The organism is Fuscovulum ytuae, from assembly GCF_029953595.1.
In the GTDB taxonomy this organism is placed as follows: domain Bacteria; phylum Pseudomonadota; class Alphaproteobacteria; order Rhodobacterales; family Rhodobacteraceae; genus Paragemmobacter; species Paragemmobacter ytuae.
Genome location: NZ_CP124535.1, coordinates 3,719,206 through 3,741,186, shown reverse-complemented (window position 1 = coordinate 3,741,186; position 21,981 = coordinate 3,719,206). Strand labels below are relative to the sequence as shown.

Below are 21,981 nucleotides of genomic sequence, written 5' to 3'. Positions count from 1 at the left end.
GCATCTTCGCGCCGCCATGTGAATCGGCGGCGCAACATTCCTTAGGGCAGAAGCGGCGACCATGCCGGGTCCGAAGCCGGGCCATCGGTGGGAATCTGCCGAAGGTTCCGCCCCGAGATGTCCACGCTGAACAGCGCTGCCTGCCCGCCCGCACCTGCGCTTTCGCGGGTGAACATGATCACGCGGCCATTCGGTGCCCAAGTCGGGCCTTCATCAAGGAAGGACGCCGTCAAAAGCCGCTCTTCGCTGCCATCCGTCCGCATGACGCCGATATGGAACCGCCCCGCATTCTGCTTGGTGAACGCGATGTAATCCCCCTGCGGCGACCAGACCGGCGTGCCATAGCGCCCCGGTCCATTGGAAATCCGCCGCCCCTCGCCCCCGCTTGCGGGCATCACATAAAGCTGCTGGGACCCCGTCCGGTCGCTTTCAAAGACGATCTGGCTGCCATCAGGCGAAAAGCTTGGCGCCGTCTCGATCGACGGCGAATTGGTCAGCTGCCGCACCTGCCCGCTGCCGATGTCCAGCGCGTAGATGTCCGAATTCCCGCCCCGTTCAAGGCTGAAGACCACCGTCCGCCCATCGGGGGCAAAGCGCGGCGCGAAGGTCATGTTGCCTTCCGTCTGCGCCAAGGCCTGCACCGAAAGAGATCCCAGATCCATCAGATAGATGCGCGGGAAGCCGGATTCATAGCTTGTGAACAGGATCTGGTTGCCCGTCGGCGAAAACCGCGGTGCCAGCACGATGGACGCGCCATCCGTCAGATAGGCCGCATTCGCCCCATCGTAATCCATGACTGCCAACCGCTTCACCCGCTGGTTCTTCGGCCCGCTTTCCGCAACATAAACGACGCGGCTGTCGAAATAGGGGCCTTCGCCCGTGATCCGGCTATAGACCGCGTCCGCCACCTTATGCGCCATCCGCCGCCATGTGTCGGGCGTGCCGGCAAATTGCAGTCCGTCCCCCATTTGCTGGCCGCTGAACACATCAAACAGCCGGAACTTCACAACAATCTGGCCGCCCGACGCGCTCACCGCGCCCACGATCAGGGCCTGCGCATTGATCGCCTGCCAATCCGGGAAGGACACGCCCGCATCAAAGCTTGTCACCCGCGCGATATGGGCCTCGGCCGGTATTTCCCGAAACAGGCCCGTTCCGGCCAGATCGGCAGCGATCACCCGCGTGATATTCGCCGCATAATCCGCAGCCGCGCCATTCTCGGCCACAAACATCGGAACCGCGAAGGGCAAGGGTTCGATCACACCATCCGTGATGGTGATCCGCAGCGGCCCCTGCGATTGGGCCAACACGGGCGCACTGGCCCCGGCCATCAGGCCAAGCGCCAGCGCAATCACGGGGGTGAGGGTTCTGATCAACGTCATTCCGACCTCATGCTCCTCGGGTCAATCGTTTCCAAAATGCCGTGAATGGCTCCAACTTGCGCACACATCCGCGCGAGCATCGTTCCATCCCGGTTACATTCACATCTCATCGCATCCGCATCCCGTTGGGATCGAAGACGATCTCGATATTCTTCCATTGTTCGTATTTCTCCGGCGGCAGCGGAAATCCGCGCGCGCCACAGCGGATGATCGCCCGCCGCGCCGCCTCATAGGCCTGTCGCGTGGCGGTATCAGACCCACCAGCCGAATCCACAAGGGTGATCGAGCCGGCATCCGGCACGCCATCCTGCCCGACAGAAAAGCCCACCGTCACTGTGGTGCGCAGCGCTTCCATAGACAGGGCACCCACATTCCAGCAGGCATTCACAGCCACCCGAAGCGCATCCTTTTCACCCGCCGTCATCGGCGGCCCCACCGGCAGATCGGTCGCCGCCGATTGCGCAGGCTCGGCCGCAGGCTCTGCCGCAGCCTCTTCTGCAAGCGCCTCGGCCAAGGCCGCCGCAACCGCATCTTCCGTCGCGGCCTCTTCGGCGGGCGCCTCCGCAGGTGCCTCGCTGGGCGTTGCCGCAACCTCTTCCTCGACCGGCGTTTCGGCCACGCGCGCAGGGCGCGACCGGGGCCGGAGCGAAGAGGTCATCTCCAATTGCGGCGCATTTTCTTCAGTCTCCACCGCCTCGGTCACGATCTGCGTCGTGGCCTCTTCCGGGGCTGCGGCCTGCTGTTCTTCCTCGACGATCGCCGTCTCTTCGGTTGGCTGGTCGGTCACCTCTTCGATGACCTGATCGGCCACTTCGGGCGCATCGACGCTTTCCACCGGCGTTGCCGCCACACGGTCCACCGGGCGCGGACGCGGACGGGCATCCGACAGGGGCACCGGGATCGGCTGCTCAATCTCGGCGATAGGGGCGACGGGCTCTGGCGTCTCGATCGGTTGCGGCACCGCTTCCTGCGGCAATTCCTCCGGCAGCGGCTCTTCTGGCGGGGCCACGGGTGGCGGTTCCTCCGCAGGGGGCGGTGGTTCCGTAGGCTGCACCGGTTCCGGGGGCTGCACCGCCTCCGGTTCTGCCACCGGCTCGGGTTCCACCACAGGCGGCGGCGCAGCCGCCATCATCGCGTCAAACTCCGCACTCGACAAAAGGGACACTTCAGCCACCTGGATTTCGGGCAGCACATCGGCACGAAACAGCCAATCCCCCAGGACAACCCAGAGGATCACGCCCGCATGCGCGACGCCCGAAATGATCTGGCCCTTTTCCATGCCCCGCCCGGCCGTCAGCCGCCGTTACCGTCAAGCGTCGGGCCACCTGCATCGGTGACCAGACCGATATTGTTGAACCCGCCCGCATTCAGCGCGCCCATCACCTCGGCCACGCGGGCATAGGGAATGGCCCCATCCGCCCGCAAAAAGATCTTGTCCGAGGTCCGCTCTGCCGCAATCGCCGTCAGCCGCGTGATCAGTTCTTCCGGTGCCGTCTCTGTCGTCTGGATCAACAGCCGCCCATCCGCCGTCATGGTGATGGCCAGCGGTTCCTCTTGCTCGGATGGCAGCGCATTGGCCGCCGTTTCCGGCAGCTCAATCGGCACCCCCACCGTCAGCATGGGCGCCGCCACCATGAAGATGATCAGCAAAACCAGCATCACGTCGATAAAGGGCGTGACGTTGATATCCGACATCGGCCCACTGCCGCGCCGTCTGCGGCCCCGACGCCCGCCCCCAGCCCCGCCGCCCTTTTGAACCCCCGCCCCCATGGCTCAGGCGTCCAACTGGCGCGACAGGATGGTGGAAAATTCGTCAGCGAAACTCTCATACCCGTTCAGGATACGCTCGCTGTCGCTGTTCAGCTTGTTATAGGCCACCACTGCCGGGATAGCGGCGACAAGGCCGATGGCCGTGGCCAGCAGCGCCTCGGCGATGCCCGGTGCCACGACGGCAAGGTTGGTGTTCTGGCTGATGGCGATCTGCTCAAAGCTGTGCTTGATCCCCCAGACCGTCCCGAACAAACCGATGAAGGGCGCGGTCGACCCGGTGGTCGCCAGAAAGCCAAGCCCCTTGTTCAAGGCCTCGTTCTCGCGCGCGATGGCGACATCCATGGCCCGGTCGATGCGCGCCTGCGCGCCGGCGATCAGCTTGCCGTCCTGCCGATGGCTGCGCCGCCATTCCGTCATCGCAGCCACAAAAATCCGCTCGCTCGCGCCCTGCGGCTGCGGCCCGATCGCCTCATACAGCTCATCTAGCGGTTCGCCTGACCAGAAGGCGCGGTCGAACTCTTCAGCCTCGGCTCGCGCACGCCGGAAGGTCAGCACGCGCTGGATGATGATCGACCATGACCAGAAGCTCATCAAAAGCAGGGTGACAAGCACCAGCTTGTTGGTGAGGGTCGCTTTCATGAAAAGCGCGAGCACAGAGAAATCAATCTCCTGCGCCGCCGCGAGGGTTTCCGTTTCCATTACGCCTGCTCTTGTCCCGGGGCCATCCTTGGCGTGGCCCATTAGCGGCGATTCTATCCGTATTCAAAGGGGAATGCCAACACATCTGCGCGACAGCGCGCCCCTGCGCGGCAACCCGCCGCCGCAGCGCAGCAATTCGCCCCCGAATGTGCCGAAAGCCGCGCCGTCAACCCGCCTCCAGCCTTGCCCTCACCTCAGGTGGCAAGCGCGCGGGTCCGCCCGCATCCGACATGCAAACCAGCACCACCTTGGCCGCGAACAGCCGCTCCTCTCCCCGCCAAACCTCTTGCTCCAACTCGATCCGCGCCCCGCCCAGCGCCAGAAGCCGCGTCGTCACCCCCAGCAGATCATCGAAAACCGCAGGCCGCAGATAATCCGCCTCCACCCGTCGCACGGCAAAGACGATGCCCTTCCCGCGCTTCAGCGCGCCCTGATCTATGCCAAGGCCGCGCACCCATTCCGTGCGCGCCCGCTCAATGAATTTCAGGTAATTGGCGTAATAGACGATCCCTGCCAGATCGGTGTCCTCGTAATAGACCCGCACTTCGATCCGATGCACCACCGGTCTTCCCTTTCTGCTCTGTTGTGCCAAAGGAACCCCAACCCGTCCCCACTGTCGAGGCCCCTCTGACGGCATCGTGACCCGCCCCTGCCTTGCCCTTTCCCTGTCCACAGTCATCCTGAGGCGCGACCCGCACAGCCACCCAACGCCCATGCCCCTGACCCGTCGCCATGTGACCCTCGGCCTTGCGGCCACTCTGGCCGCCCCCGGCCTGACGCGCGCCCAAGACCCCGTCGATGCGCTCCGTAACCGCGCGCTCGCCCTGCCCCAGCTTCACGCCATCCTCGTGCAGCGCGGCGATGCCGTTCTTTTGGCCGAAGCCCCGCGCGGGCGCGGTCTGGACCACGCGGCCAATATCAAATCCTGTTCAAAAAGCTTGCTCGCCCTCCTTCTTGGCACCGCCATCGCGCGGGGGGAAATCCCCTCGCTCGACTCGCGCCTTGGCGATGTGGCCCCGTCGCTGATCCCGCGCGATGCCACCGAAGGGGTGGCCGAATTGACCATGAACCACCTCGTCACCCTGCGCGCGGGCCTGCAAGGCACCTCCGGGGGCAACTACGGCGCTTGGGTTTCGTCACGGAACTGGGTCGCCTATGCGCTACGTCAGCCCCGCATTGCCCCGAATGGCGGACGGATGATCTATTCCACGGGCACCACCCATGTCCTCGGCGCGGCGCTTGTAACCGCCACGGGCCAGACGCTGCATGATCTCGCCCGCGAAAGGCTGGGCCGCCCCTTGGGCATCGACATTCCCAATTGGACACGCGATCCGCAGGGATTTCATTTCGGCGGCAATGAAATGGCCCTCACCCCCCGCGCCATGCTGCGCGTGGCGCAGATGATGCGAGACGCTGGCCGCGCCGACGGCACCGAAGTGCTTCCCCCCGACTGGATCACCGCCTCGCAAATTCCCCAGACCCGCTCACCCTTCTCCGGCCTAGGCTATGGCCTTGGCTGGTTCCTCAGCCCCACAGGCTGGACCCTCGCCCGCGGCTTTGGCGGCCAGATCATCGCGTCCCACCCCACAGCTCGCCTCGCCGTGGCCATCACCTCAGACCCCACGCAGCCCGCCCGGTCTGAGGGGTACTTCGGCACCTTGATGGACCTGCTCGATGGCCCGATCCTCGCGCTGGCCTGACCGCCTATTCCGCAGCCACAGGCCCGCCCGTCGCCGCATCCAGTTCCCGCCGCAACCGCGCCTCTTCCGCCGCCTTCGGCACTGACCAACCCGCCAGTAGGAGATAGACCACAGGCGTCAGGAACAATGTCACCAGCGTCGCCAGACCAAGCCCCCCCACGATCACCCAGCCCAAGGCCTCGCGCGCTTCGGCCCCCGGCCCCGAAGACAGGATCAACGGCACGCCTCCCAGCACGGTCGACACCATGGTCATCATCACCGGGCGCAACCGGATCACCGCGCCTTGCGTGATCGCTTCACGCACCCCGCGGCCCTGATCGCGCAATTGATTGGCAAATTCGACGATCAGGATGCCGTTCTTCGCCATGATCCCCACCAGAAGAACCAGCCCGATCTGGGAATAGACGTTCAGACTCCCCCCCGTCAGGATCAGTGCAAAGACCGCGCAGGCCAATCCAAGTGGCACCGTCGACATCACGATCACCGCCGAAACGAAACTCTCGAATTGCGCGGCAAGCACAAGGAACACGATCAGGATCGCGAATCCGAAGGTCAGCAGAATGCCCGACCCGGTCTCACCCAGCGCCGCTGCCTCTGCCAAGGGAACGACCCGGCTTCCCGCAGGCAGGATATCCGATGCCAGCCGCTCCACCTCTTGCAGCGCAGGCCCCAGCGCCAGATCGGGCGTCAAACCCGCCGTGATCGGCACAGATCGCATCTGCGCCTCGCGTCCCAGTTCTGGCGCAACGGCCCGCTCCTCCAACCGTACGAAGGCCGAGATCGGCACGTTCTCACCACTGGCTGACCGCATGAAGACCCGTTCCAGATCAGACGGGTCATTCACCGGATCCGTGGTCGAGATCATCTGGATGTCATGGCTGCGATCCCCGATGAACACCGTGCCAACCGTCCGCCCGTCCAACACAGCCTGCAAGGCCTCGCCCAAGCCTTCGATGCTCACCCCAAGGTCTGACGCCCGCGCGCGGTCCACCTCAAGGAAAAGCTGGGGCTGTGTCGTGTCATAACCCAGCCGCACCTGCCCGAAGGCCGGGTTTTCTTCCATCGCGGCCACCAAGGCCTGCGCCTGTTCCGCCAGCCCCTCATAGCTTGGCCCGACGATGGCAAAGCTCAATCCCTGCCCCGCGCCCCGGATGCGCAGGCTGTTGGGCTGGATGGCAAAGGCACGCACCCCGATCACCCGCGCCAAGGCGCGGTTTACATCCCCCACGATCTCTTGCTGGCTGCGCGTCCGCTGTTCCCAAGGGGCCAGCGTCATGACCATGAAACCGGAATTAGACGACCCGCCCGACCCGGTGATGGAAAAGACGTTCTGCACCTCGCCGCTGTCAACCAGAGGGGCCACTGCGTCCTCGATCTCGCGCATTTTGCCGAAGGTGTAATCCAGCGAAACGCCCTGCGGCGCTTCCACCCGCAACAGGGCCACGGCCCGATCCTCGGGCGGCGTCAATTCCTGCCGGATCGCGCCCAGCGCCAAGGCAGCCACCCCCGCCAGCATCAGCGATACCGCCACCACCACGATGGGGGCCGCCAGCGCCGCCTCCAGCGCCCGCCGATAGGCCCCTGACAGCCCTGCCCCCAGTCCGGCCAGCGCCCCGGTCTGCGTGGCCCTCGCATCCCCCAGAACCCGGCTTGCCAGAACCGGGCACAACGTCAGCGCAACCACCGATGACAACAGCACCGCCATCGCCAGCGTAAAGCCAAACTCGCGGAACAATCCCCCCGCCTCACCCGGCAGAAAGGACAGCGGCACGAACACGGCCGCCAGCGTCGCCGTCGTCGTCACCACCGCAAAGAACACCTGCTGCGTGCCAAGAACCGCCGCCGCCCGCGCGCCCATCCCCTCGGACCGCCGTCGCACGATATTCTCCAAGACCACGATGGCGTCATCCACCACCATCCCCGTCGCAAGGACCAGCGCCAGAAGCGTCAGGATATTGATGCTGAAGCCTGCCAGATAGACCGCTGCCAGCGTCCCGATCAGGGCCACGGGCATCGCAACGGCGGGCACCAGCGTCGCACGCAGATCGAATAGGAAGGCAAAGATCACCGCCACGACGATCAGCGTCGACAGCATCAGCGTCACCGCCACCTCGCGCAGCGCGCCCGCCACAAAGGTCGCATCATCCGACGTGATCCGCAGCGTCACGTCATCCGGCAGGATCGGTTGCAACTCTGCCACCGCCTCCTGCACCCCCGCCGATATGCGCAGCGTGTTCGACTGCGCCGCCCGGATCAGGCCCAACCCCACCCCCGCTTCGCCATTGGCCCGCAGGATCGACTCGCCCAGTGCCGGACCAAGGCTCACCCGCGCCACATCGCCCAATCGCACCCCGTCGCCAAGGAGGATCGCCTCAAACGCCTCGGGCGAGTTGATCGCTGCCGTTGTCCGCACCACAAGCGATTGCGCCTCCGATGCCAGCGATCCCGCGGGCGCGTCGAAGGACACATCCGCCACCGCATTGCGCAGATCAGCCAAAGAAAGCCCCCGCGCCGCCAGTTGCCGTAGGTCGATATCGATGCGGAACACCTCGGCCCGATCCCCGAAAATCTGCAGATCGGCCACCCCTTCCACCGACAAAAGCCTGTCCTGCACCAGATCTTCGGCAATCCGCGTCAACCCCTCGGCACTGCGACTGGGAGAGGTCAGGGACAACCGCATCACCGCATCGGCATTGGCATCGGCTTTCACGATGCGCGGCGCATCCGCCTGATCGGGCAGGTTATTGGCGATGCGCGCGATAGCGTCGCGCATGTCGGTCGCGGCCACATCCAGATCGGTCGCGGTGGAAAACTCCACCGTCACCCGGCTGCGGCCAAAGCGGGAACTGGACGATATATCCGTCACCCCCGACACCCGCCCCGCCGCGCCTTCGATGGCCGCCGTAATCTCGCGGTCAACCGTTTCCGGTGCGGCCCCGGCATAATCCGTCGTCACCGTGATCACGGGGCGGTCCACCTCGGGCAATTCCCGCACTTCGCCGCCCAAATAGCCCGCCACCCCTGCAATGACGATCATCGCATTCAGGACAAAGGCAAGGATCGGCCTGCGCACAAACAGCGCGGTGCCCGACAGATGCGCATTCCGTTGCGTCCGGTTCATGCCCACCACCCCGGCCTAAAGCTTTGCCGCATCAGGCTTCGCGGCGGCCGATGTCGCCTCCTCCCCCGCAATCTGGACCTCGGCCCCGGGGCGGACGGCCTGCACACCCTCCACCACAACCCTGTCACCGGGCGCAAAATCCGCCTCGACCAAAACCTCCGTCTCGGACCGTTGCAGGATGCGAATCGGCAGGCGCGCCGCCTTGCCCTCACGCACCACCCAGACAAAGGCCCCATCGCGGTTCCACTGCACCGATAGCGGGCTGACCGTCGGCGCAGGCTCTCCCGGCAGATCGATCCCGATCATAAAGGACATGCCCGCCCGCAACCGGTCCTCGGCATTGTCCAATCGCGCCTGCACCCGCAGGGTACGGCTGGCCGGATCAACCCGGTTGTCAATCGCGCTTACGACGCCCGGGATCGGACCGAAACCACCCGCCAAAGCCTCGGCCGTCACGGCATCCCCCGGCGCGATACGCCCCACCATGCGCTCCGGCAGCCGGAAATCAACCAGCAGAACCGAACGGTCTTCGATCTGCACGATCTCGGTCGCGGTGCCCACCTGCGCACCAACCTCCACCCCCACGATCCCGATCCAACCCGACACAGGCGCAGGCACCGCGCGCAGCGACAGGTCAAACTCTGCCTGCCGCAACTCCAGTTCCGCCTGCCGCAGCGCGAACTCCGCCTCGCGCAGCTGCACCCCCGAACTCGCACCGGACCCCTGCAACTGCTTCAGCCGGTCCAAGGCCGACCGAGCATCCTCCACCACCAATTGCGCGCGGGCTACGGCAATCTCTTCCGCCTCGCTGTCCAGCCGCAAAAGAATATCCCCCGCCGTAACGGGCTGGCCGGATTGGATCAGCACCTCGACAACCCGCCCCGGCGTTTCGGGCGACACCACGACAGACCGGATCGCGCGGCCATCGCCGATGGCCGTAACCCGATCCGCGATCCGTCCCTCGCCGGGCGGCTGCGCGACAACCGTCGCAGGCCCGCCCCTCGGCCCGCCCGCGCCGCGTGCCGGACCGGCCTCTGCCACCGGTGCCGTCAACCCGACGAGGTCCAGCGCCGCGCCCAGCCCGATCCCCCGCAACGCCCCGTTCGCGGCCGGCACCAGCGCCGCCATGCCCAGCCCCGCCCCCAAAATCAGGACAAGGCTCAGCACCGATTGCTTCCAGATCGACATGGGCAAATCATCCTCGCGCCAGCGACATCATTCCACCGCAGGACAGTGACGCGCCAGCGCCCCTCTGCAACCCCCGAATGCCAAGAAAAGCCGTCACGATGCCGTCAGATGCCCGATCTTGCGGCAGCCTGCGCTATCCGCGCCCGCCGACATCGCCCTGCGCCACCGAAACGGCCTTCAGCACGGCAAAGACCGCCCGCCCCGGCGCAAGGTCCAACATACGTGCCGACCGCTGCGTGATCCGCGCCAAAAGCGCCTCATCCCCGACGCGCAGCCGCACCATCGCCCCCGGCCCATCGCCAGCGCGCACCTCCTCGACCACCCCGGCCAGGATGTTCAGCGCCGAAATGCCCGACGGTCGCTCCACCGCCAGCATCACATCGCGTGCAAGGATGCGCAGCCGTATCTCCGTCCCAGCCGGGGCCATCACGCGCGGCAGAAAGATCGCGCCCCCCGCATGGTCAAGCCGGGTCAACCCGTCCTCCTCCTGCGCCACCAGCCGCGCCGTCAGCACCGCCCCCGCCTCGCGCAGCCCCATCACCGGCGCGATGGCCGGATCGGCCAGTACATCCCCAACCGCCCCCGCCGTCACCACCCGCCCCGCCTCCAGCAGAACCACCGTCGTTGCCAGACGCGCCACCTCGGCCACCGAATGGCTGACATAAAGGATCGGCAGCGAAAGCTCGTCCCGCAGCCGCTCCAGATAGGGCAGGATTTCGGCCTTGCGCGCCTCGTCCAGCGCGGCCAGCGGTTCATCCATCAACAGAAGACGTGGGTTCGACAGGATCGCCCGCCCGATCGCCACACGCTGCTTCTCGCCCCCCGACAGCCCGCCGGGTCGACGCTCCAACAACGTGCCAATTCCCAACAGATCCACGATCCGGTCGAGCGGCACACCCGCCCCTTTCGGCGCGAACCAGCGGCCATACAGCAAGTTCTGCCGCACCGTCAGATGCGGAAACAGTCGCCCATCCTGAAACACATATCCCATCCGCCGCCGATGCGCGGGCAGCATGCGCCCGGCGCCACTGTCCAGCACGACCTCTCCATCGACAACGATCCGCCCACGCTCCGGGCGCAAAAGCCCCGCCACGGCATTGACCACCGTCGACTTACCCGACCCCGACCGTCCGAACAGCGCCGTCACCCCCGGCGGCGCGGTAAAATCCACCTCCAGCGCAAAGCCGCCAAACCGATGCGAAAGCGCCACCTCCAGCGTCATGCCCCCGCGATCCTCCGCGCCACGGCCCGGCTGACCCATTCCGACAGAAGCAGCGCCCCCATCGCCACCACGATGGACACCAGCACAAGGCGAAAGGCCTGCGCCTCGCCCCCCGGCACCTGAAGAAAGGCGTAAATCGCCGAAGGCAGCGTCTGCGTCTGCCCCGGTATGTTCGACACGAAGGTAATCGTCGCCCCGAATTCCCCCATGGCCTTGGCAAAGGCAAGGATCGCCCCCGCCACGATCCCCGGCAGGATCAGGGGCAGCGTCACCGTCAGGAACACCCATCCCCGCGACGCGCCCAAGGTGCCCGCCGCCTGTTCCAGTTTCGGGTCCACCGCCTCGATCGCCAGCCGGATCGCCCGCACCATCAGCGGAAAAGCCATCACCCCCGCCGCCAGCGCCGCCCCCGTCCAGCGAAAGGCCAGCACGATGCCGAACCACTGGTCAAGGAACTGCCCGACATACCCCTTCCGCCCGAAAGTGATCAGCAGCAGATACCCCGTAACGACAGGCGGCAGGATCAAGGGCAGATGAACCAGCCCGTTCAACACCTGCCGGCCCCAGAAATCCCACCGCGCCAACGCATAGGCCACGAAAATCCCCAAGGGCAGGCTCACCACCGTCGCCCAAAACGACACCCGCAGCGACAGCGCCACCGCCTGCCATTCCTCTGGACTCAGACTGTCAAACATGCGCCGCCGCCCATTCGACCCACACGCCCTGGCCCCGTGACGGCAAGATAGCGTGGCGGCGGGTCATCCTGTCTCCGGGGTCGATATGATTGCGCGAATATATCAACCCGGCGAAACCCATCAGGCAAGCCCCGTTTCATCCGGGGCATCGGTCAGCCTGTCCAAAGACACCAAGCTGTCAGGCCCGCCTCACATCCTTTTGTATACTACTTTCGTACAGGCGCCCACATGGCGCCACAATTGACCCTATCCGACCGGATGTCCCCACCCTCGTCGCATCAATGGCAACCAGAGGGAGAGCGATCCGATTCTAACCGCAACCCAGACCGGGTCGGGGCTCCCCCCCGTTCGTATAGGAATGCGGCGGAATTGGTAGATTGTGGCATCCATCGGGCAGGCCCAAAACAGACCCATTGGTTCCAATTTCAATAAAAATGAGGCGTTTTCAGGGGTTATGGCCAAGATTGGTTTCCAGTGCGGAAACAACGCGCCACATTCAAACCGCCGAGGTTCCCTACTCTTACCTTTTGGCCGCCCGCCTCTTGCCACTTCATCTTAAGATATCTTGCAGCATCAGCAGCACAACCCAAGCGGGTCAAAACTGCGAATCAAAATTTGGTGGGGGGTTCGCCCCCCGGCGGTGCCCCGGGTGGGGACGGTGCAGGTGACAAGGGTTCGACAAGGCAGCAAGGCCAAAGGCCATCCGTTCTTCCGATTTATAAACTGGAGGATGACAATGACGACCGACACCAAACGCACTGCCCTTCCGGCACTCCGCACGACCACGACCGAACACCGCGGCGCCTCGCGCTTGCTGCAACGGATCGAGGATGCGGCGCTGTTCTGCGCTTTCGCGATGGCGCTCTCCCTCATGGCCACATCGGCCGTGATGGTGGCCTCCGCCTGACACTGCCCCTTTAGACTTCGCGTCAGACTGCGATGGCATGACGGCTGGCCTTTGCCAGGCAGATCGGTCGGCACCGCCTGACAGACGGCACGACAATTTTTTCAACTTCGTTCAGATCGTGGACCATCATGCCGCACAACATGACGCCACCCCTCGCCTTGCCCGACCCGCCCGATGCCTGCCCCGCAGCCATCGACTTCACCGCAGATCGCGCGCGCCGCAGTCCAAGCTTACCGAAGCCACGCCCGGCCACCCGCAAGGCCCCGCCCGTCGAAGACCTTGCCCTAATGCTTGTGGTGGTCGGTTTCGTCATCTGGTCAATCGCCTTCGCCTATCGCATGGCAGGCTGATCGCCCCTTTCCTACCGGTTGTTTCCCTCCCAGTCGGCGGGGCCCCTTCTCGGCCCTCAATGACCCCAAACTGACCCGGCAACGCCCAGCGTCGCCGGGTTTTTTTAATTTTTCCAAATCCTTAGAGCCGACCTATCCTAAAGGATAAAAAATTTTGCGGATCGCCTCTCTCAGCCCTAAAACAACCCCGGATTGCAGCCGTTCTGGTCTTTGACAAGACAGAGGAGGTGCTATGTCCATCCCGCACATCAACCCCGCCCTTCCCATCCGCGCCCCGCGCACCACCCTGCGTCGCATCGACATCGATGATGAGGTGATCTCGCCGCGCCACCTCCAGCAGATCGAAAATGCAACCGTGGTCATGGCCACCGCGCTCATGAGCAGCGTCGTCTTCTACGCCGTCCTGCAATACATGACCTGATCACGCGCGCCCCGCGCCCAGCCTTGGCCATAGCCAAAGCAGCACCGCAAACCTTCGGGTGACCTTCGTGGTCCGGCATGAAAAGATGCCGGACCAGAAAAAGAAAAGGGCGCCAACCCATGCTCGGCCGCGCCCCCTCGTCCGCTCGTCCGCTCTAGGAACGGCCCGTCAGGCCCGCGCCCGCCGCCGCCCGAACCATCCCGCCACCACCATGGCCCCCATCAGCAAAACACCAGAGGCAGGAACGGGAACCGGCGTCGGAGGGGGGGCAGAGGCCCAGCGGAGATTGTCCATCCCAAACGCTTCAGTCCGTGGAAAACCTCGGAATGTGATCTCGGTGAACGCCGTGTCGGAAACAAACCCGAAAAACCGCGCCGTGCGGCCCTCCTCGGTGTTGGCTGTTCGGCCTAACCACTCGGATACTACGCCATCGACCAGCAACTCAGAACGCAATGTGCCACGGAATCCGTTGTTCACACCAGCGAACATCGCACCAAAGGCTCTAACTGCAGAGTTGAACGTAATCGTGAAAGTATTGCCACCGAGCAAACCCACATAAAGGTGCTCTCCGTCTAGGCCGTCCGAATTGAAAAGGCCGCCCGTGCGTACCACGTTGTAGCCAAGCCCGAGTGGACTGTTCAGGGATGTCGTAAATCCATCAAAACTGCGGGGCGTTGCCCCCCCAAGCGATGCACCTTTTGCCAGCTCGCCATCAAAGTTTTCTGATTGTTGCACCAACATCAAAGATGCCACTTCCGCATCAAACAGAGCTTCATCCGTAAACGTCGCCGCCGAAGCGCCCGACGCCAGCACAGCGCTGACAAGAATTGCCGCAAGGAAAGACTTCATGGTGGTGCACCGTGGCAAAGAGGGGGGAACCGGCAGCACTCGCAAACCCGCCCCGTACCTTCAGGCACAGACCGTCACCCAACGACGATTGACCCCATACTTTCGGCAAGTCAATCCCCGCAGGACCTAGGTCCAATGCCTTTCCGCACTCCGCCGCCCAGTTTCAACCATAGGTTCGCAGCGCCGCTGCCAGCGCCGCGCTGTCCCGCGCCGCCTGTTCCAAGGAAAGCCCCGCCATCGCCGCCTCCCACGCATCGCGCAGCGATTGCACCCCAGCCGCCGGTCCATCCCGATGGGCCATGATTCCCCCGCCCGCGGCAAAGATCAGGTCCGTCCGCTGCAAGGCCGCCCAAGTGCCAAAAGCCTGCAGCGCGGTCTGCCCTGACGCAAAGACAGGCATCGCGATGCCCGGATGCGGTTCGGCCAACGGCTGCAACAGGGATTGCGCCGAGGCGATCACGCTCTCATCTGTTTCGCAGAACTTGTTCGCAAGCCCGTTCACATGCATGTGGTCCGCCCCGGCAAGCCGCCACAGCTTGGACCACGCTGCATAGTCGAAACCAAGGCCGGGATGCCGCGACAGATACCCCCATCCGTTCCGGTGCAGATGGATCGGCAAGGACGCATGCCGCCGCAGCGCCAAAAGCCCCGTCAGCCCCACGGAATTCGCGCTGGCCATCACGCAAGTCCCGCCTTCGCGCAGCACCAGATCATGCCGCGCGCGCATCTCATCCACTTCGCCGGTTAGGTTGAAGGCATACATCACCTTCTTCCCGGTCCGCTCGGCATGATCGCGGATCACGGCCATCACTGCCCGCACGCGATCTTCAAAGGGGCAGACCGCGCCATCCGCCTGCAATTCGTCATCCTTGATGAAATCGATCCCCGCAGAACACAGCATATCGACCATCGCCGCCGTCTCTGCCGCCGACAACCCGATAGACGGTTTGATGATCGTCCCGATCAAGGGCCGCCCCACCACGCCTGACAGCGCCCGCGTCCCGTCAATCCCAAAGGCCGGTCGCGGGCAGCCCGCCACAAACTCGGCCGGAAAACGCAGATCAGTCAGCCGCAACCCCGCCACGGCATTCAACTCGAACAGATTGCCCGCCACGGTGGCAAGGATATTGGGCAGGCTGATGCCCGTATTGGCCACCGGCCAAGACAGCACCAACCGCGCCCGCCGCAACGGCCCCTCTGCCGCCCCCGGCAGCGATGGCCCCGGGCAAGGCCCCAGATCCTCCAACGCCTCCACCCGTGCGGCGGATCGTGCCTTCAGCTCCTCCGTCTCGCCCGGAACGGGGCGAAAGGTGCCCGAAGATTGCTCCCCCGCGATCACCGCCGCCGCCTTTTCCAAAGGCCAAGCCGTTTCCAGCAGATACTCCGCCTCGAACCGCGCCATCATGCCCCCAAGGTTCAGGTGATGCGCTCGATACTGGCCTTGATCTCGTCCCAGTCAAAGACCCGCTTCCAATCGTCCTTCATTAGAACCGGAATCCCGAACTGGATCGCCTTGTTGCAGGCGTCGGAAAAGACCCCCACCCGCTCTTCAAAGATCACCGCGCCAAGGATGTTCATATGCCCCAGCAGGAAATCCCGCGCGCAATCATGGCTAACGCCAGACCGCCGCACGCATTCATCCATCGCCTCACGCAGGATCGTCATAAGTGAGGCCGCCACCGTCTCGGAAAGCCCCGGTTCCAGCATGGCCATCTGCGCCACCGTCACCTCATGGCTGCGCATGACCGGGGCATAGATCGCCCGCGCAATCGCCTCACCCACCGCGTAGTGGTCGCGCGGCCCCTGCATCAGAGCGCAAACGATGGCCTGCTTGGCCGCGATCCCCCCGAAATGATCGGCCTTCGCCTCCGGCGTCACCTCGTCATTGTAGATCGGCGGATGGCAGGGATGGGTGACGAAATAGGTGATATCGGCCCGCTCTGGCAGATGCCCCGCATAAGGTGCCGCCGCATCAAGGATCACGACGATGGTGCCGGGACGTAGCTTCGGCACCACCTCTGCCGCGACGCGCCCGATATGCGTATCGGGCACCGCAAGGATCACCGCATCCGCATCCGCCACCGCCGCATCGGCGGGCAAACAGTCCGCCCCCCACGCCTCCTTCACCCGCTTCTGGCCTTCGGGGCTGACCTCCACATAGGCGACCTGATACTCAGTCTTCACCAGATTGGCAGACAGCCGCATGCCCATCTTTCCCCCGGCACCAAACAGGGCAAGCTTTGTCATTGAAGTGATCCTTTTCCAAACTGGTATGATCTCATAATAAGATCACCGCATCTGTCAAGCAAGCGCCCCCAAGGGCCACACGTCACCCGACGGCCCGCACCCTCCCGATCTAGCCTGTCGAACGCACCGCCCCTGCCCCCAGAACCGTAACCCTTGGCCCCTCACAGATTTCCTTGCCAAGATGCGCTGGGACTGTGCCCTAGTGATACAGCCCTCGGCGGGAACGGCTGCCCCCCTTCGCCCCCTCCTCCACCGGAACGTCGGCACCGACGGGTCCGACAACGATTGGACCGCGCGCCGATCGACCAAGGCGCTGCCGGATGATACGATCAATCAGATAAAGCCCAAAACCATGCCAAATCCCCCGACCAAGATCAGGCCCTCAATCAGCGCCGTATGAAGTCGCAGGCTGGTGCGGCGCACGATCCAAGCCGCGCAGGCCGTGCCGGGAATGGTGCAACATCCAAGAATAAGCGCCAGAATGAAATGCGCCATGGACAGCGCATCTAGCGCGCCGAAGACGACGGCCTTGAAAAGGTTCGTCACCACCGCGATCGCCGCATCCGTGGCCAGCAGCGCAGGCCCTGCAAAGCCAATCCCCATCAGCATCGGAACGATAAGCATCCCGGCCCCAACGATCAGCGATGCAAGAAAACCATAGGTCGCACCTATCCCATAGACGGCGATGGGGCCGGGCGTGATCTGCGCCCGATCGATCCAGCGGCGGATGGGAACCGACGCGATCAACACAAGACCTAGGATTGTCTGGATGATCTGTGAGTCGAGCCGCACGTAAAGCTCTGCCCCAATCCATGACATCGGCATTGCGACGGCGGACACTTTCAACACCGTGGGCAGATGCAGAGCGTGACGGTAGAACCAAACACGGCTGCCATTGTTCACAAGCATAAGCACCGAAATCATCGGGATCAGCGCCTTCGGCCCTACAATGGGCGCGATAAAGAGCGTGACAAGCAGCCCCGCACCATAACCCGACAGGCCGCCAAGCATGCCGGCAAAAAAGCACACGGCCATCCCGGCAAGGGCGACCATGGGCGGGATCTGGCCGGCAAGGAGCTGGGCCTCGGTTAGCACCTCAGCGCGTCCGTCGCGAAGGGGGCTTTTCCTTCCATCAGGGCATCTGACCACTGCGCCAACCTGTCGGCGGAGGCTGGGTCGCGGCCTGCGAAAACAAGGTTCGCCCGCGCCTTAATAAGTAATTCCTCGCGCGTCAGCGGCGCACGTGCGCCACCACGTAGGCAGGGAACACGCGACTCCGCCACCGATCCATCGGAAAGTTCGGCACGGATATGGCCGGTATAGTTTGCAGGATATTCGTTCTCCGGGTCGATGCGGAAATGCACCTTGGCCGCCAGGTCCAACGCCCGTGGATCGCGCACCGACGCCTCGGTGAACTGCGCCAGCCCCGCATCCCCCCAAATCCAGCCCGCCGCAAGGCAATAAGGCCCTGAAAACTTGGCCGCATAGGGCGTGGGCGGGTTGCGCTTTATGTCCAATGGTTCCCACAGGCGATGGACCGTGCCTTCGCCCACATCACAGGTGATGCGGACCACCTGTTCGGGTCGAATGCCACGGCGGGCAAGGTCGATGGCGCAATCGACATAAGGCTGGGTCATTGTCCCGCAGGCAAAGGGCTTGAAGGCCAAGCGTGCGGCTTCCCACCGGGTGCCAAGGTCATCCACCAATGGCGCAAACTCCGTCGCGCGGGGGGTCGAAAAGGCGTAGAAAAAGCCATGCGAACCTTCAAAGACCGTCTTCGGCCCGGTAAACCCCGCAGCACCCAGCGCGGCGGCGCGCAATCCCGCCTGTGCCGCCCATCCGGCATGCAGCCGCTTGGTAGAACTGCCATCCGCCAGATATTCGATGATGCCCGACGCGGTTGACCCCGCCACCCCCAGCGCGTTGCGTATTCCAATGCGGTCCAGCCGCAGCGCAGTCGCCACGGCAGCCGCAGCCGACATTGCGCCCAACACGGCAGTCGGGTGGAAACCTGCCTTATGGACCGCCTTATCGGCGACAAGACCAAGTCGGCACATCACCTCGATCCCGGCGATGATCCCACGGGCCACATCGGTGCTGCCAAGACCATAACGTTCCGCGGCCGCCAAAAGAGCGGGGACTATCACCACACCCGTATGCACGGGGCAGCCTTCGAAGGTGTTGTCGTAATCTTCGCCATGGCCGCAGGTCCCGTTGATCACGGCTGCGGCTTCTGGACTGCGGCCTTCGGCAAGGCCCCAGACCGTGGCGGTGCCCGGATCGGGAAAGGCCGCACGCACGGCTTGCCCGTAATCTGTTTCAAGCGCGGCCACGCTAAGACAGACAGTATCCAAGATCGTATCGGCAGCCGCCCTCCGGGCGTTGTCGGGTACTTGATCAAGCTCCAGCCCCGCCAACCAGTCGGCAAGACATTCAGAAACGGTTTTCTCTGTCATGGGTGTTCCCAAAGGTTCAGATGGCAAAGGCCGCTAGGCCGGAAAGATCGGGCTGGCGCGAAAGATCCGCCGCCCAGTCAATGAGTTGGGCAGCCCGATCCTCCGGCCAGCCACCGTGGCGGCAATTGGCAATGGCCTTGGCGCGGATGTCCCCTTCGCTCAGCGGTTCGCGCACACCGCCGCGCATGTGCGGCTGATCCAGCGCGATCCGGCGGCCATTTGTGGTTTCCACCCGAATATGGCCGGAATAATTGCGGGGATATTCGTTTTCCGGGTCGATCACGTAGCTGATCTTCGACGCAAGTTGCAGCACCTTGGGATCGGCGGCGCGGGCATCCGTGAATTGCGACAGACCGGCGTCGCCATCGAAGAACCCGACCGCCATGCAGAACGGCATAGAGAATTTCGCCGCATAGCCCGATGGCGGATTATGTTTCGCTGCCAGCGGTTCCCACAGGCGATGCACCAGACCCTCGCCTGTGGGACAGGTGATAGCGCTGATCTCGTCTGCCGTGATACCTGTCGCCGCAAGGCGGATCATGCAGTCGATATAGGGATGGATCATCGTCCCGCAGGCATATGGCTTAAAGGCGATGCGCTCCGCGTACCAATCGGCCCCCAAGCGGTGCGTCAGATGGGTAAAGTCCGGCGTGGCCGTCGGCGCGAAGGCATGAAAGAAACCATGCGGCCCGTCCAAAACCGTGCGCGGGGCAAAGAACTCGGTCCGCGCGAGTATCGCCGCACGAAGGCCCGATTGCGCTGCCCAGCCGGGATGCAGCCGTTTGGTCCAAGCCCCTTCGGACAGATATTCAAGGATGCCCGACGCCATGCTGCCCGCAAGTCCGAAGGCCCTTGCCTGCTGGCGCGCATCAAGGCCCAAGGTCACGCCCGCCGCTGCCGCCGCGCCCAGCGCACCGATCACTCCGACGGGGTGAAACCCCGCCTTGTGGATTGCTCCGGGGGCGATGTGGTTCAGACGGCAAACCGTTTCCAAACCTGCCACCACGCCAAGAAACGCCCGCTCGCCCGACAAGCCACAGCGCTGCGCCGCGGCCAGTGCCGCCGGGATTGTCATCGCGCCGACGCGGATCGGCGCACCTTCAAGCGTGTCGTCGAAATCTTCGCCATGAATGGCGATACCATTCGCCACCGCAGCCCCCGCAGCATCCAGCCCACGCGCATGCCCCAAGGCCGTGCAAGGCCCCTCACTGTCCCAACCTGAAACGATCTGCGCCATATAGGGCTCGTTGCGCGCAGCGATGCAAAGACCAGCGGCATCGATAAGATCGAGGCTTGCCACCTGCCGCAGTTGTTCCGGAAGCACCGACAGGCGCAGCCCGGAAAGCCAGTCGGAATAGATTTCGGCCAAGGCCCGTCCGGGCGGAGGCAGATTTGCCGTCATGTCCGCCCCTGCTGCGGATCGCCCGAGGCAAGGATGCGCGCCTTACCCGCTTGCACATGCGCAAAGCCCGCCTCAAAGGCGCCATGCGGATCGCGCGCGTCCAGCGCCGCCATGATTGCACGATGTTCGATGTTGGAACTCTCGAAACCACCGCCATGAACAAGGCCACGCGCCCGGAACAGTTGCAGCCGGGAAACGAGGCCGAAATAGGTTTCGGCAAGGATCCGATTGTCGGTGCCCGTGACGATGGCAGTGTGGAACGCGATATTCAGCGGGAAATAGGCATCCAGATCGCGCTTTTTGCCAGCCACGTCCATCTGCGCGATCAGCGCGTGCAATTCGCTGGCCTGATCCGATGTGATGCGTTCCGCCAAAAGGCGGCAGGCCGTTCCGAAAATGCCCGCGCGCACATCGTAGATCGCAACCGCATCATGGCGCGAAATGCGCTGAACAAAGACGCCGCGATTGGGAATCATCTCAACCAAACCGCGCGCATGAAGGGCCTGAAAGGCCTCTCGCACCGGGCCACGACTGACGCCAAGCTGGTCTGCCAAGGTCTTTTCGTTCAGCTTCTCGCCGGGCGCATAGGCACCGGACAGGATGATCTTCTCGATCTCGCCCTGCACAACCTTACTCAAAGACGAGGTGCGGAGAACGTCGAGTGCCTCCGAAGGTTCCAGCAAACCGCGCATGACCATACCTGTTCCTTCCTTTCGGATCACCACATTGCATATTGTCAACAATTGGCAAAGATGCGCAAGTGCAACCTGACGCGTCGGACACGCAGTAGGCGGGGAGGATCAAGATGTTGAACAGGACCGACATGCCCTTGCAGGGCAAGGTAGCCATGGTCACGGGCGCCTCGCGCAGGATCGGGCGCGCGGTTGCGCTGGGTCTCGCGCAGGCGGGCGCGGATGTCGTGGTGCATGCGCGCCAGTCGCGCGAAGAGGTCGAGGCCGTCGCCGCCGAGATCCGCGCCATGGGGCGCCGGGCAGAAGTGGCGCTTGGCGACGTGACTGTCGAGCGCGACGTTCTGGGGCTCTTCGATGCGGCGAAGACGGCCTTTGGCGGGGTGGATATCCTTGTCAACAACGCGGCAATCCGGGGCGAGAAACCCTTCATCGACATGACACTTGAGGAATGGCGGGCGACGAATTCCGTCATTCTCGACGGCGCCTTTCTTTGCAGCCGCGAAGCGCTGCGCAGCATGGTGGAACGGGGCGGTGGCACCATCATCAATCTGGGCGGTGTCTCAGCGCATGTCGGCGCAAAGAAGCGTGCGCATGTGGCGACAGGCAAAGCCGGGCTGGTGGGTCTGACAAAATCCATTGCAGTGGAATTTGCCGACCGCAACATCACCGCGAACTGCGTCGCACCCGGCAAGATCGGTGGCAAACGATCCGCCACGGCGGGGGAATCACCGGCCATGGGCGTGGGCGGTCCAATCGTCGGACGCGAGGGCGAAATTGCCGAGGCAGCCTTCGTCATCCTCTCCCTCTGCATGCCGGAGGCACGCTTCATGACCGGTCAGACCGTGCATGTAAGCGGCGGGATGTTCATGCCCTGACAGGC

At 64.2% G+C, this 21,981-nt stretch carries 21 protein-coding genes; 5 read left to right on the top strand and 16 right to left on the bottom strand.

Features of this window, described 5'->3' with window-relative positions; all coding sequences use genetic code 11:
- Positions 1–41: 41 nt before the first annotated feature.
- The 5 genes from tolB to ybgC form a co-directional block, all read right to left on the bottom strand.
- Positions 42–1,382 carry a Tol-Pal system beta propeller repeat protein TolB gene (tolB, locus tag QF092_RS17910; protein ID WP_281466111.1) on the bottom strand — a complete coding sequence of 447 codons (1,341 nt, stop codon included), beginning with the start codon at positions 1,380–1,382 and terminating at the stop codon, positions 42–44.
- A gap of 106 nt (positions 1,383–1,488) precedes the next feature.
- Positions 1,489–2,661: a cell envelope biogenesis protein TolA gene (locus QF092_RS17905; protein WP_281466109.1), complete on the bottom strand. Its 1,173-nt coding sequence runs from the start codon at positions 2,659–2,661 to the stop codon at positions 1,489–1,491.
- Between the two features lie 14 nt (positions 2,662–2,675).
- Positions 2,676–3,152, bottom strand: a complete 477-nt coding sequence (gene tolR / locus QF092_RS17900) for a protein TolR (RefSeq protein ID WP_281466107.1) — start codon at positions 3,150–3,152, stop codon at positions 2,676–2,678.
- A 3-nt stretch (positions 3,153–3,155) separates the two neighbouring features.
- Positions 3,156–3,851, bottom strand: a complete 696-nt coding sequence (tolQ, locus tag QF092_RS17895; protein WP_281466105.1) for a protein TolQ — start codon at positions 3,849–3,851, stop codon at positions 3,156–3,158.
- 166 nt (positions 3,852–4,017) lie between these two features.
- Positions 4,018–4,413: a tol-pal system-associated acyl-CoA thioesterase gene (gene ybgC / locus QF092_RS17890; RefSeq protein WP_281466104.1), complete on the bottom strand. Its 396-nt coding sequence runs from the start codon at positions 4,411–4,413 to the stop codon at positions 4,018–4,020.
- A gap of 151 nt (positions 4,414–4,564) precedes the next feature.
- Between ybgC and QF092_RS17885 the strand changes: the two genes are divergently transcribed.
- A complete protein-coding gene (locus QF092_RS17885; RefSeq protein WP_281466101.1) occupies positions 4,565–5,551 on the top strand; it encodes a serine hydrolase domain-containing protein in 987 nt (328 codons plus the stop codon).
- 4 nt (positions 5,552–5,555) lie between these two features.
- Here QF092_RS17885 and QF092_RS17880 read toward each other — a convergent pair whose 3' ends face one another.
- From QF092_RS17880 to modB, 4 genes are all read right to left on the bottom strand, one after another.
- Entirely contained in the window at positions 5,556–8,672 is a 3,117-nt protein-coding gene (locus tag QF092_RS17880) for an efflux RND transporter permease subunit (protein WP_281466099.1), read from the bottom strand.
- A 15-nt stretch (positions 8,673–8,687) separates the two neighbouring features.
- Positions 8,688–9,860, bottom strand: a complete 1,173-nt coding sequence (locus tag QF092_RS17875) for an efflux RND transporter periplasmic adaptor subunit (RefSeq protein ID WP_281466097.1) — start codon at positions 9,858–9,860, stop codon at positions 8,688–8,690.
- A gap of 133 nt (positions 9,861–9,993) precedes the next feature.
- The gene (modC, locus tag QF092_RS17870; RefSeq protein ID WP_281466095.1) at positions 9,994–11,082 is read right to left on the bottom strand and encodes a molybdenum ABC transporter ATP-binding protein; all 1,089 of its coding nucleotides are present in this window, start codon (positions 11,080–11,082) and stop codon (positions 9,994–9,996) included.
- Complete coding sequence (gene modB, locus QF092_RS17865; RefSeq protein ID WP_281466093.1) at positions 11,079–11,777, bottom strand: molybdate ABC transporter permease subunit; 699 nt, start codon at positions 11,775–11,777, stop codon at positions 11,079–11,081. The genes modC and modB overlap by 4 nt, the downstream gene beginning before the upstream one ends.
- A 736-nt stretch (positions 11,778–12,513) precedes the next feature.
- Between modB and QF092_RS17860 the strand changes: the two genes are divergently transcribed.
- The 3 genes from QF092_RS17860 to QF092_RS17850 all read left to right on the top strand — a co-directional run bounded on the left by QF092_RS17860 (position 12,514) and on the right by QF092_RS17850 (position 13,455).
- Complete coding sequence (locus tag QF092_RS17860) at positions 12,514–12,684, top strand: hypothetical protein (RefSeq protein WP_281466091.1); 171 nt, start codon at positions 12,514–12,516, stop codon at positions 12,682–12,684.
- A 140-nt stretch (positions 12,685–12,824) separates the two neighbouring features.
- Complete coding sequence (locus QF092_RS17855) at positions 12,825–13,034, top strand: hypothetical protein (protein ID WP_281466089.1); 210 nt, start codon at positions 12,825–12,827, stop codon at positions 13,032–13,034.
- A 232-nt stretch (positions 13,035–13,266) separates the two neighbouring features.
- The gene (locus QF092_RS17850) at positions 13,267–13,455 is read left to right on the top strand and encodes a hypothetical protein (RefSeq protein WP_281466087.1); all 189 of its coding nucleotides are present in this window, start codon (positions 13,267–13,269) and stop codon (positions 13,453–13,455) included.
- 168 nt (positions 13,456–13,623) lie between these two features.
- Here QF092_RS17850 and QF092_RS17845 read toward each other — a convergent pair whose 3' ends face one another.
- From QF092_RS17845 to QF092_RS17815, 7 genes are all read right to left on the bottom strand, one after another.
- Positions 13,624–14,304 carry a hypothetical protein gene (locus QF092_RS17845; RefSeq protein ID WP_281466085.1) on the bottom strand — a complete coding sequence of 227 codons (681 nt, stop codon included), beginning with the start codon at positions 14,302–14,304 and terminating at the stop codon, positions 13,624–13,626.
- Positions 14,305–14,467: 163 nt separating this feature from the next.
- Positions 14,468–15,709: a ribulose-bisphosphate carboxylase large subunit family protein gene (locus tag QF092_RS17840; RefSeq protein WP_337250647.1), complete on the bottom strand. Its 1,242-nt coding sequence runs from the start codon at positions 15,707–15,709 to the stop codon at positions 14,468–14,470.
- 11 nt (positions 15,710–15,720) lie between these two features.
- A complete protein-coding gene (locus QF092_RS17835; RefSeq protein WP_281466083.1) occupies positions 15,721–16,551 on the bottom strand; it encodes a phosphogluconate dehydrogenase C-terminal domain-containing protein in 831 nt (276 codons plus the stop codon).
- Positions 16,552–16,884: 333 nt separating this feature from the next.
- On the bottom strand, positions 16,885–17,646 hold the full coding sequence (locus QF092_RS17830; RefSeq protein ID WP_281466081.1) for a sulfite exporter TauE/SafE family protein: 762 nt from the start codon (positions 17,644–17,646) through the stop codon (positions 16,885–16,887).
- Complete coding sequence (locus QF092_RS17825) at positions 17,640–19,007, bottom strand: MmgE/PrpD family protein (RefSeq protein WP_281466079.1); 1,368 nt, start codon at positions 19,005–19,007, stop codon at positions 17,640–17,642. Before QF092_RS17825 ends, QF092_RS17830 begins: the two co-directional genes overlap by 7 nt.
- 16 nt (positions 19,008–19,023) lie before the next feature.
- The gene (locus tag QF092_RS17820) at positions 19,024–20,409 is read right to left on the bottom strand and encodes an MmgE/PrpD family protein (protein ID WP_281466077.1); all 1,386 of its coding nucleotides are present in this window, start codon (positions 20,407–20,409) and stop codon (positions 19,024–19,026) included.
- Positions 20,406–21,101, bottom strand: a complete 696-nt coding sequence (locus QF092_RS17815; RefSeq protein WP_281466076.1) for an FCD domain-containing protein — start codon at positions 21,099–21,101, stop codon at positions 20,406–20,408. The genes QF092_RS17820 and QF092_RS17815 overlap by 4 nt, the downstream gene beginning before the upstream one ends.
- Before the next feature lie 113 nt (positions 21,102–21,214).
- Between QF092_RS17815 and QF092_RS17810 the strand changes: the two genes are divergently transcribed.
- Positions 21,215–21,976, top strand: a complete 762-nt coding sequence (locus QF092_RS17810; protein ID WP_281466073.1) for an SDR family NAD(P)-dependent oxidoreductase — start codon at positions 21,215–21,217, stop codon at positions 21,974–21,976.
- Positions 21,977–21,981 lie beyond the last annotated feature (5 nt).

Coding starts and splice junctions, on each gene's coding strand:
- QF092_RS17815 (WP_281466076.1), bottom strand. CDS start 21,101: ATGCGCGGTTTGCTGGAACCTTCGGAGGCACTCGACGTTCTCCGCACC.
- modB (WP_281466093.1), bottom strand. CDS start 11,777: ATGTTTGACAGTCTGAGTCCAGAGGAATGGCAGGCGGTGGCGCTGTCG.
- modC (WP_281466095.1), bottom strand. CDS start 11,082: ATGACGCTGGAGGTGGCGCTTTCGCATCGGTTTGGCGGCTTTGCGCTG.
- QF092_RS17820 (WP_281466077.1), bottom strand. CDS start 20,409: ATGACGGCAAATCTGCCTCCGCCCGGACGGGCCTTGGCCGAAATCTAT.
- QF092_RS17880 (WP_281466099.1), bottom strand. CDS start 8,672: ATGAACCGGACGCAACGGAATGCGCATCTGTCGGGCACCGCGCTGTTT.
- QF092_RS17860 (WP_281466091.1), top strand. CDS start 12,514: ATGACGACCGACACCAAACGCACTGCCCTTCCGGCACTCCGCACGACC.
- QF092_RS17810 (WP_281466073.1), top strand. CDS start 21,215: ATGTTGAACAGGACCGACATGCCCTTGCAGGGCAAGGTAGCCATGGTC.
- QF092_RS17905 (WP_281466109.1), bottom strand. CDS start 2,661: ATGGAAAAGGGCCAGATCATTTCGGGCGTCGCGCATGCGGGCGTGATC.
- QF092_RS17850 (WP_281466087.1), top strand. CDS start 13,267: ATGTCCATCCCGCACATCAACCCCGCCCTTCCCATCCGCGCCCCGCGC.
- tolR (WP_281466107.1), bottom strand. CDS start 3,152: ATGGGGGCGGGGGTTCAAAAGGGCGGCGGGGCTGGGGGCGGGCGTCGG.
- tolQ (WP_281466105.1), bottom strand. CDS start 3,851: ATGGAAACGGAAACCCTCGCGGCGGCGCAGGAGATTGATTTCTCTGTG.
- QF092_RS17835 (WP_281466083.1), bottom strand. CDS start 16,551: ATGACAAAGCTTGCCCTGTTTGGTGCCGGGGGAAAGATGGGCATGCGG.
- QF092_RS17845 (WP_281466085.1), bottom strand. CDS start 14,304: ATGAAGTCTTTCCTTGCGGCAATTCTTGTCAGCGCTGTGCTGGCGTCG.
- QF092_RS17855 (WP_281466089.1), top strand. CDS start 12,825: ATGACGCCACCCCTCGCCTTGCCCGACCCGCCCGATGCCTGCCCCGCA.
- tolB (WP_281466111.1), bottom strand. CDS start 1,382: ATGACGTTGATCAGAACCCTCACCCCCGTGATTGCGCTGGCGCTTGGC.
- QF092_RS17885 (WP_281466101.1), top strand. CDS start 4,565: ATGCCCCTGACCCGTCGCCATGTGACCCTCGGCCTTGCGGCCACTCTG.
- QF092_RS17825 (WP_281466079.1), bottom strand. CDS start 19,007: ATGACAGAGAAAACCGTTTCTGAATGTCTTGCCGACTGGTTGGCGGGG.
- QF092_RS17875 (WP_281466097.1), bottom strand. CDS start 9,860: ATGTCGATCTGGAAGCAATCGGTGCTGAGCCTTGTCCTGATTTTGGGG.
- QF092_RS17840 (WP_337250647.1), bottom strand. CDS start 15,709: ATGATGGCGCGGTTCGAGGCGGAGTATCTGCTGGAAACGGCTTGGCCT.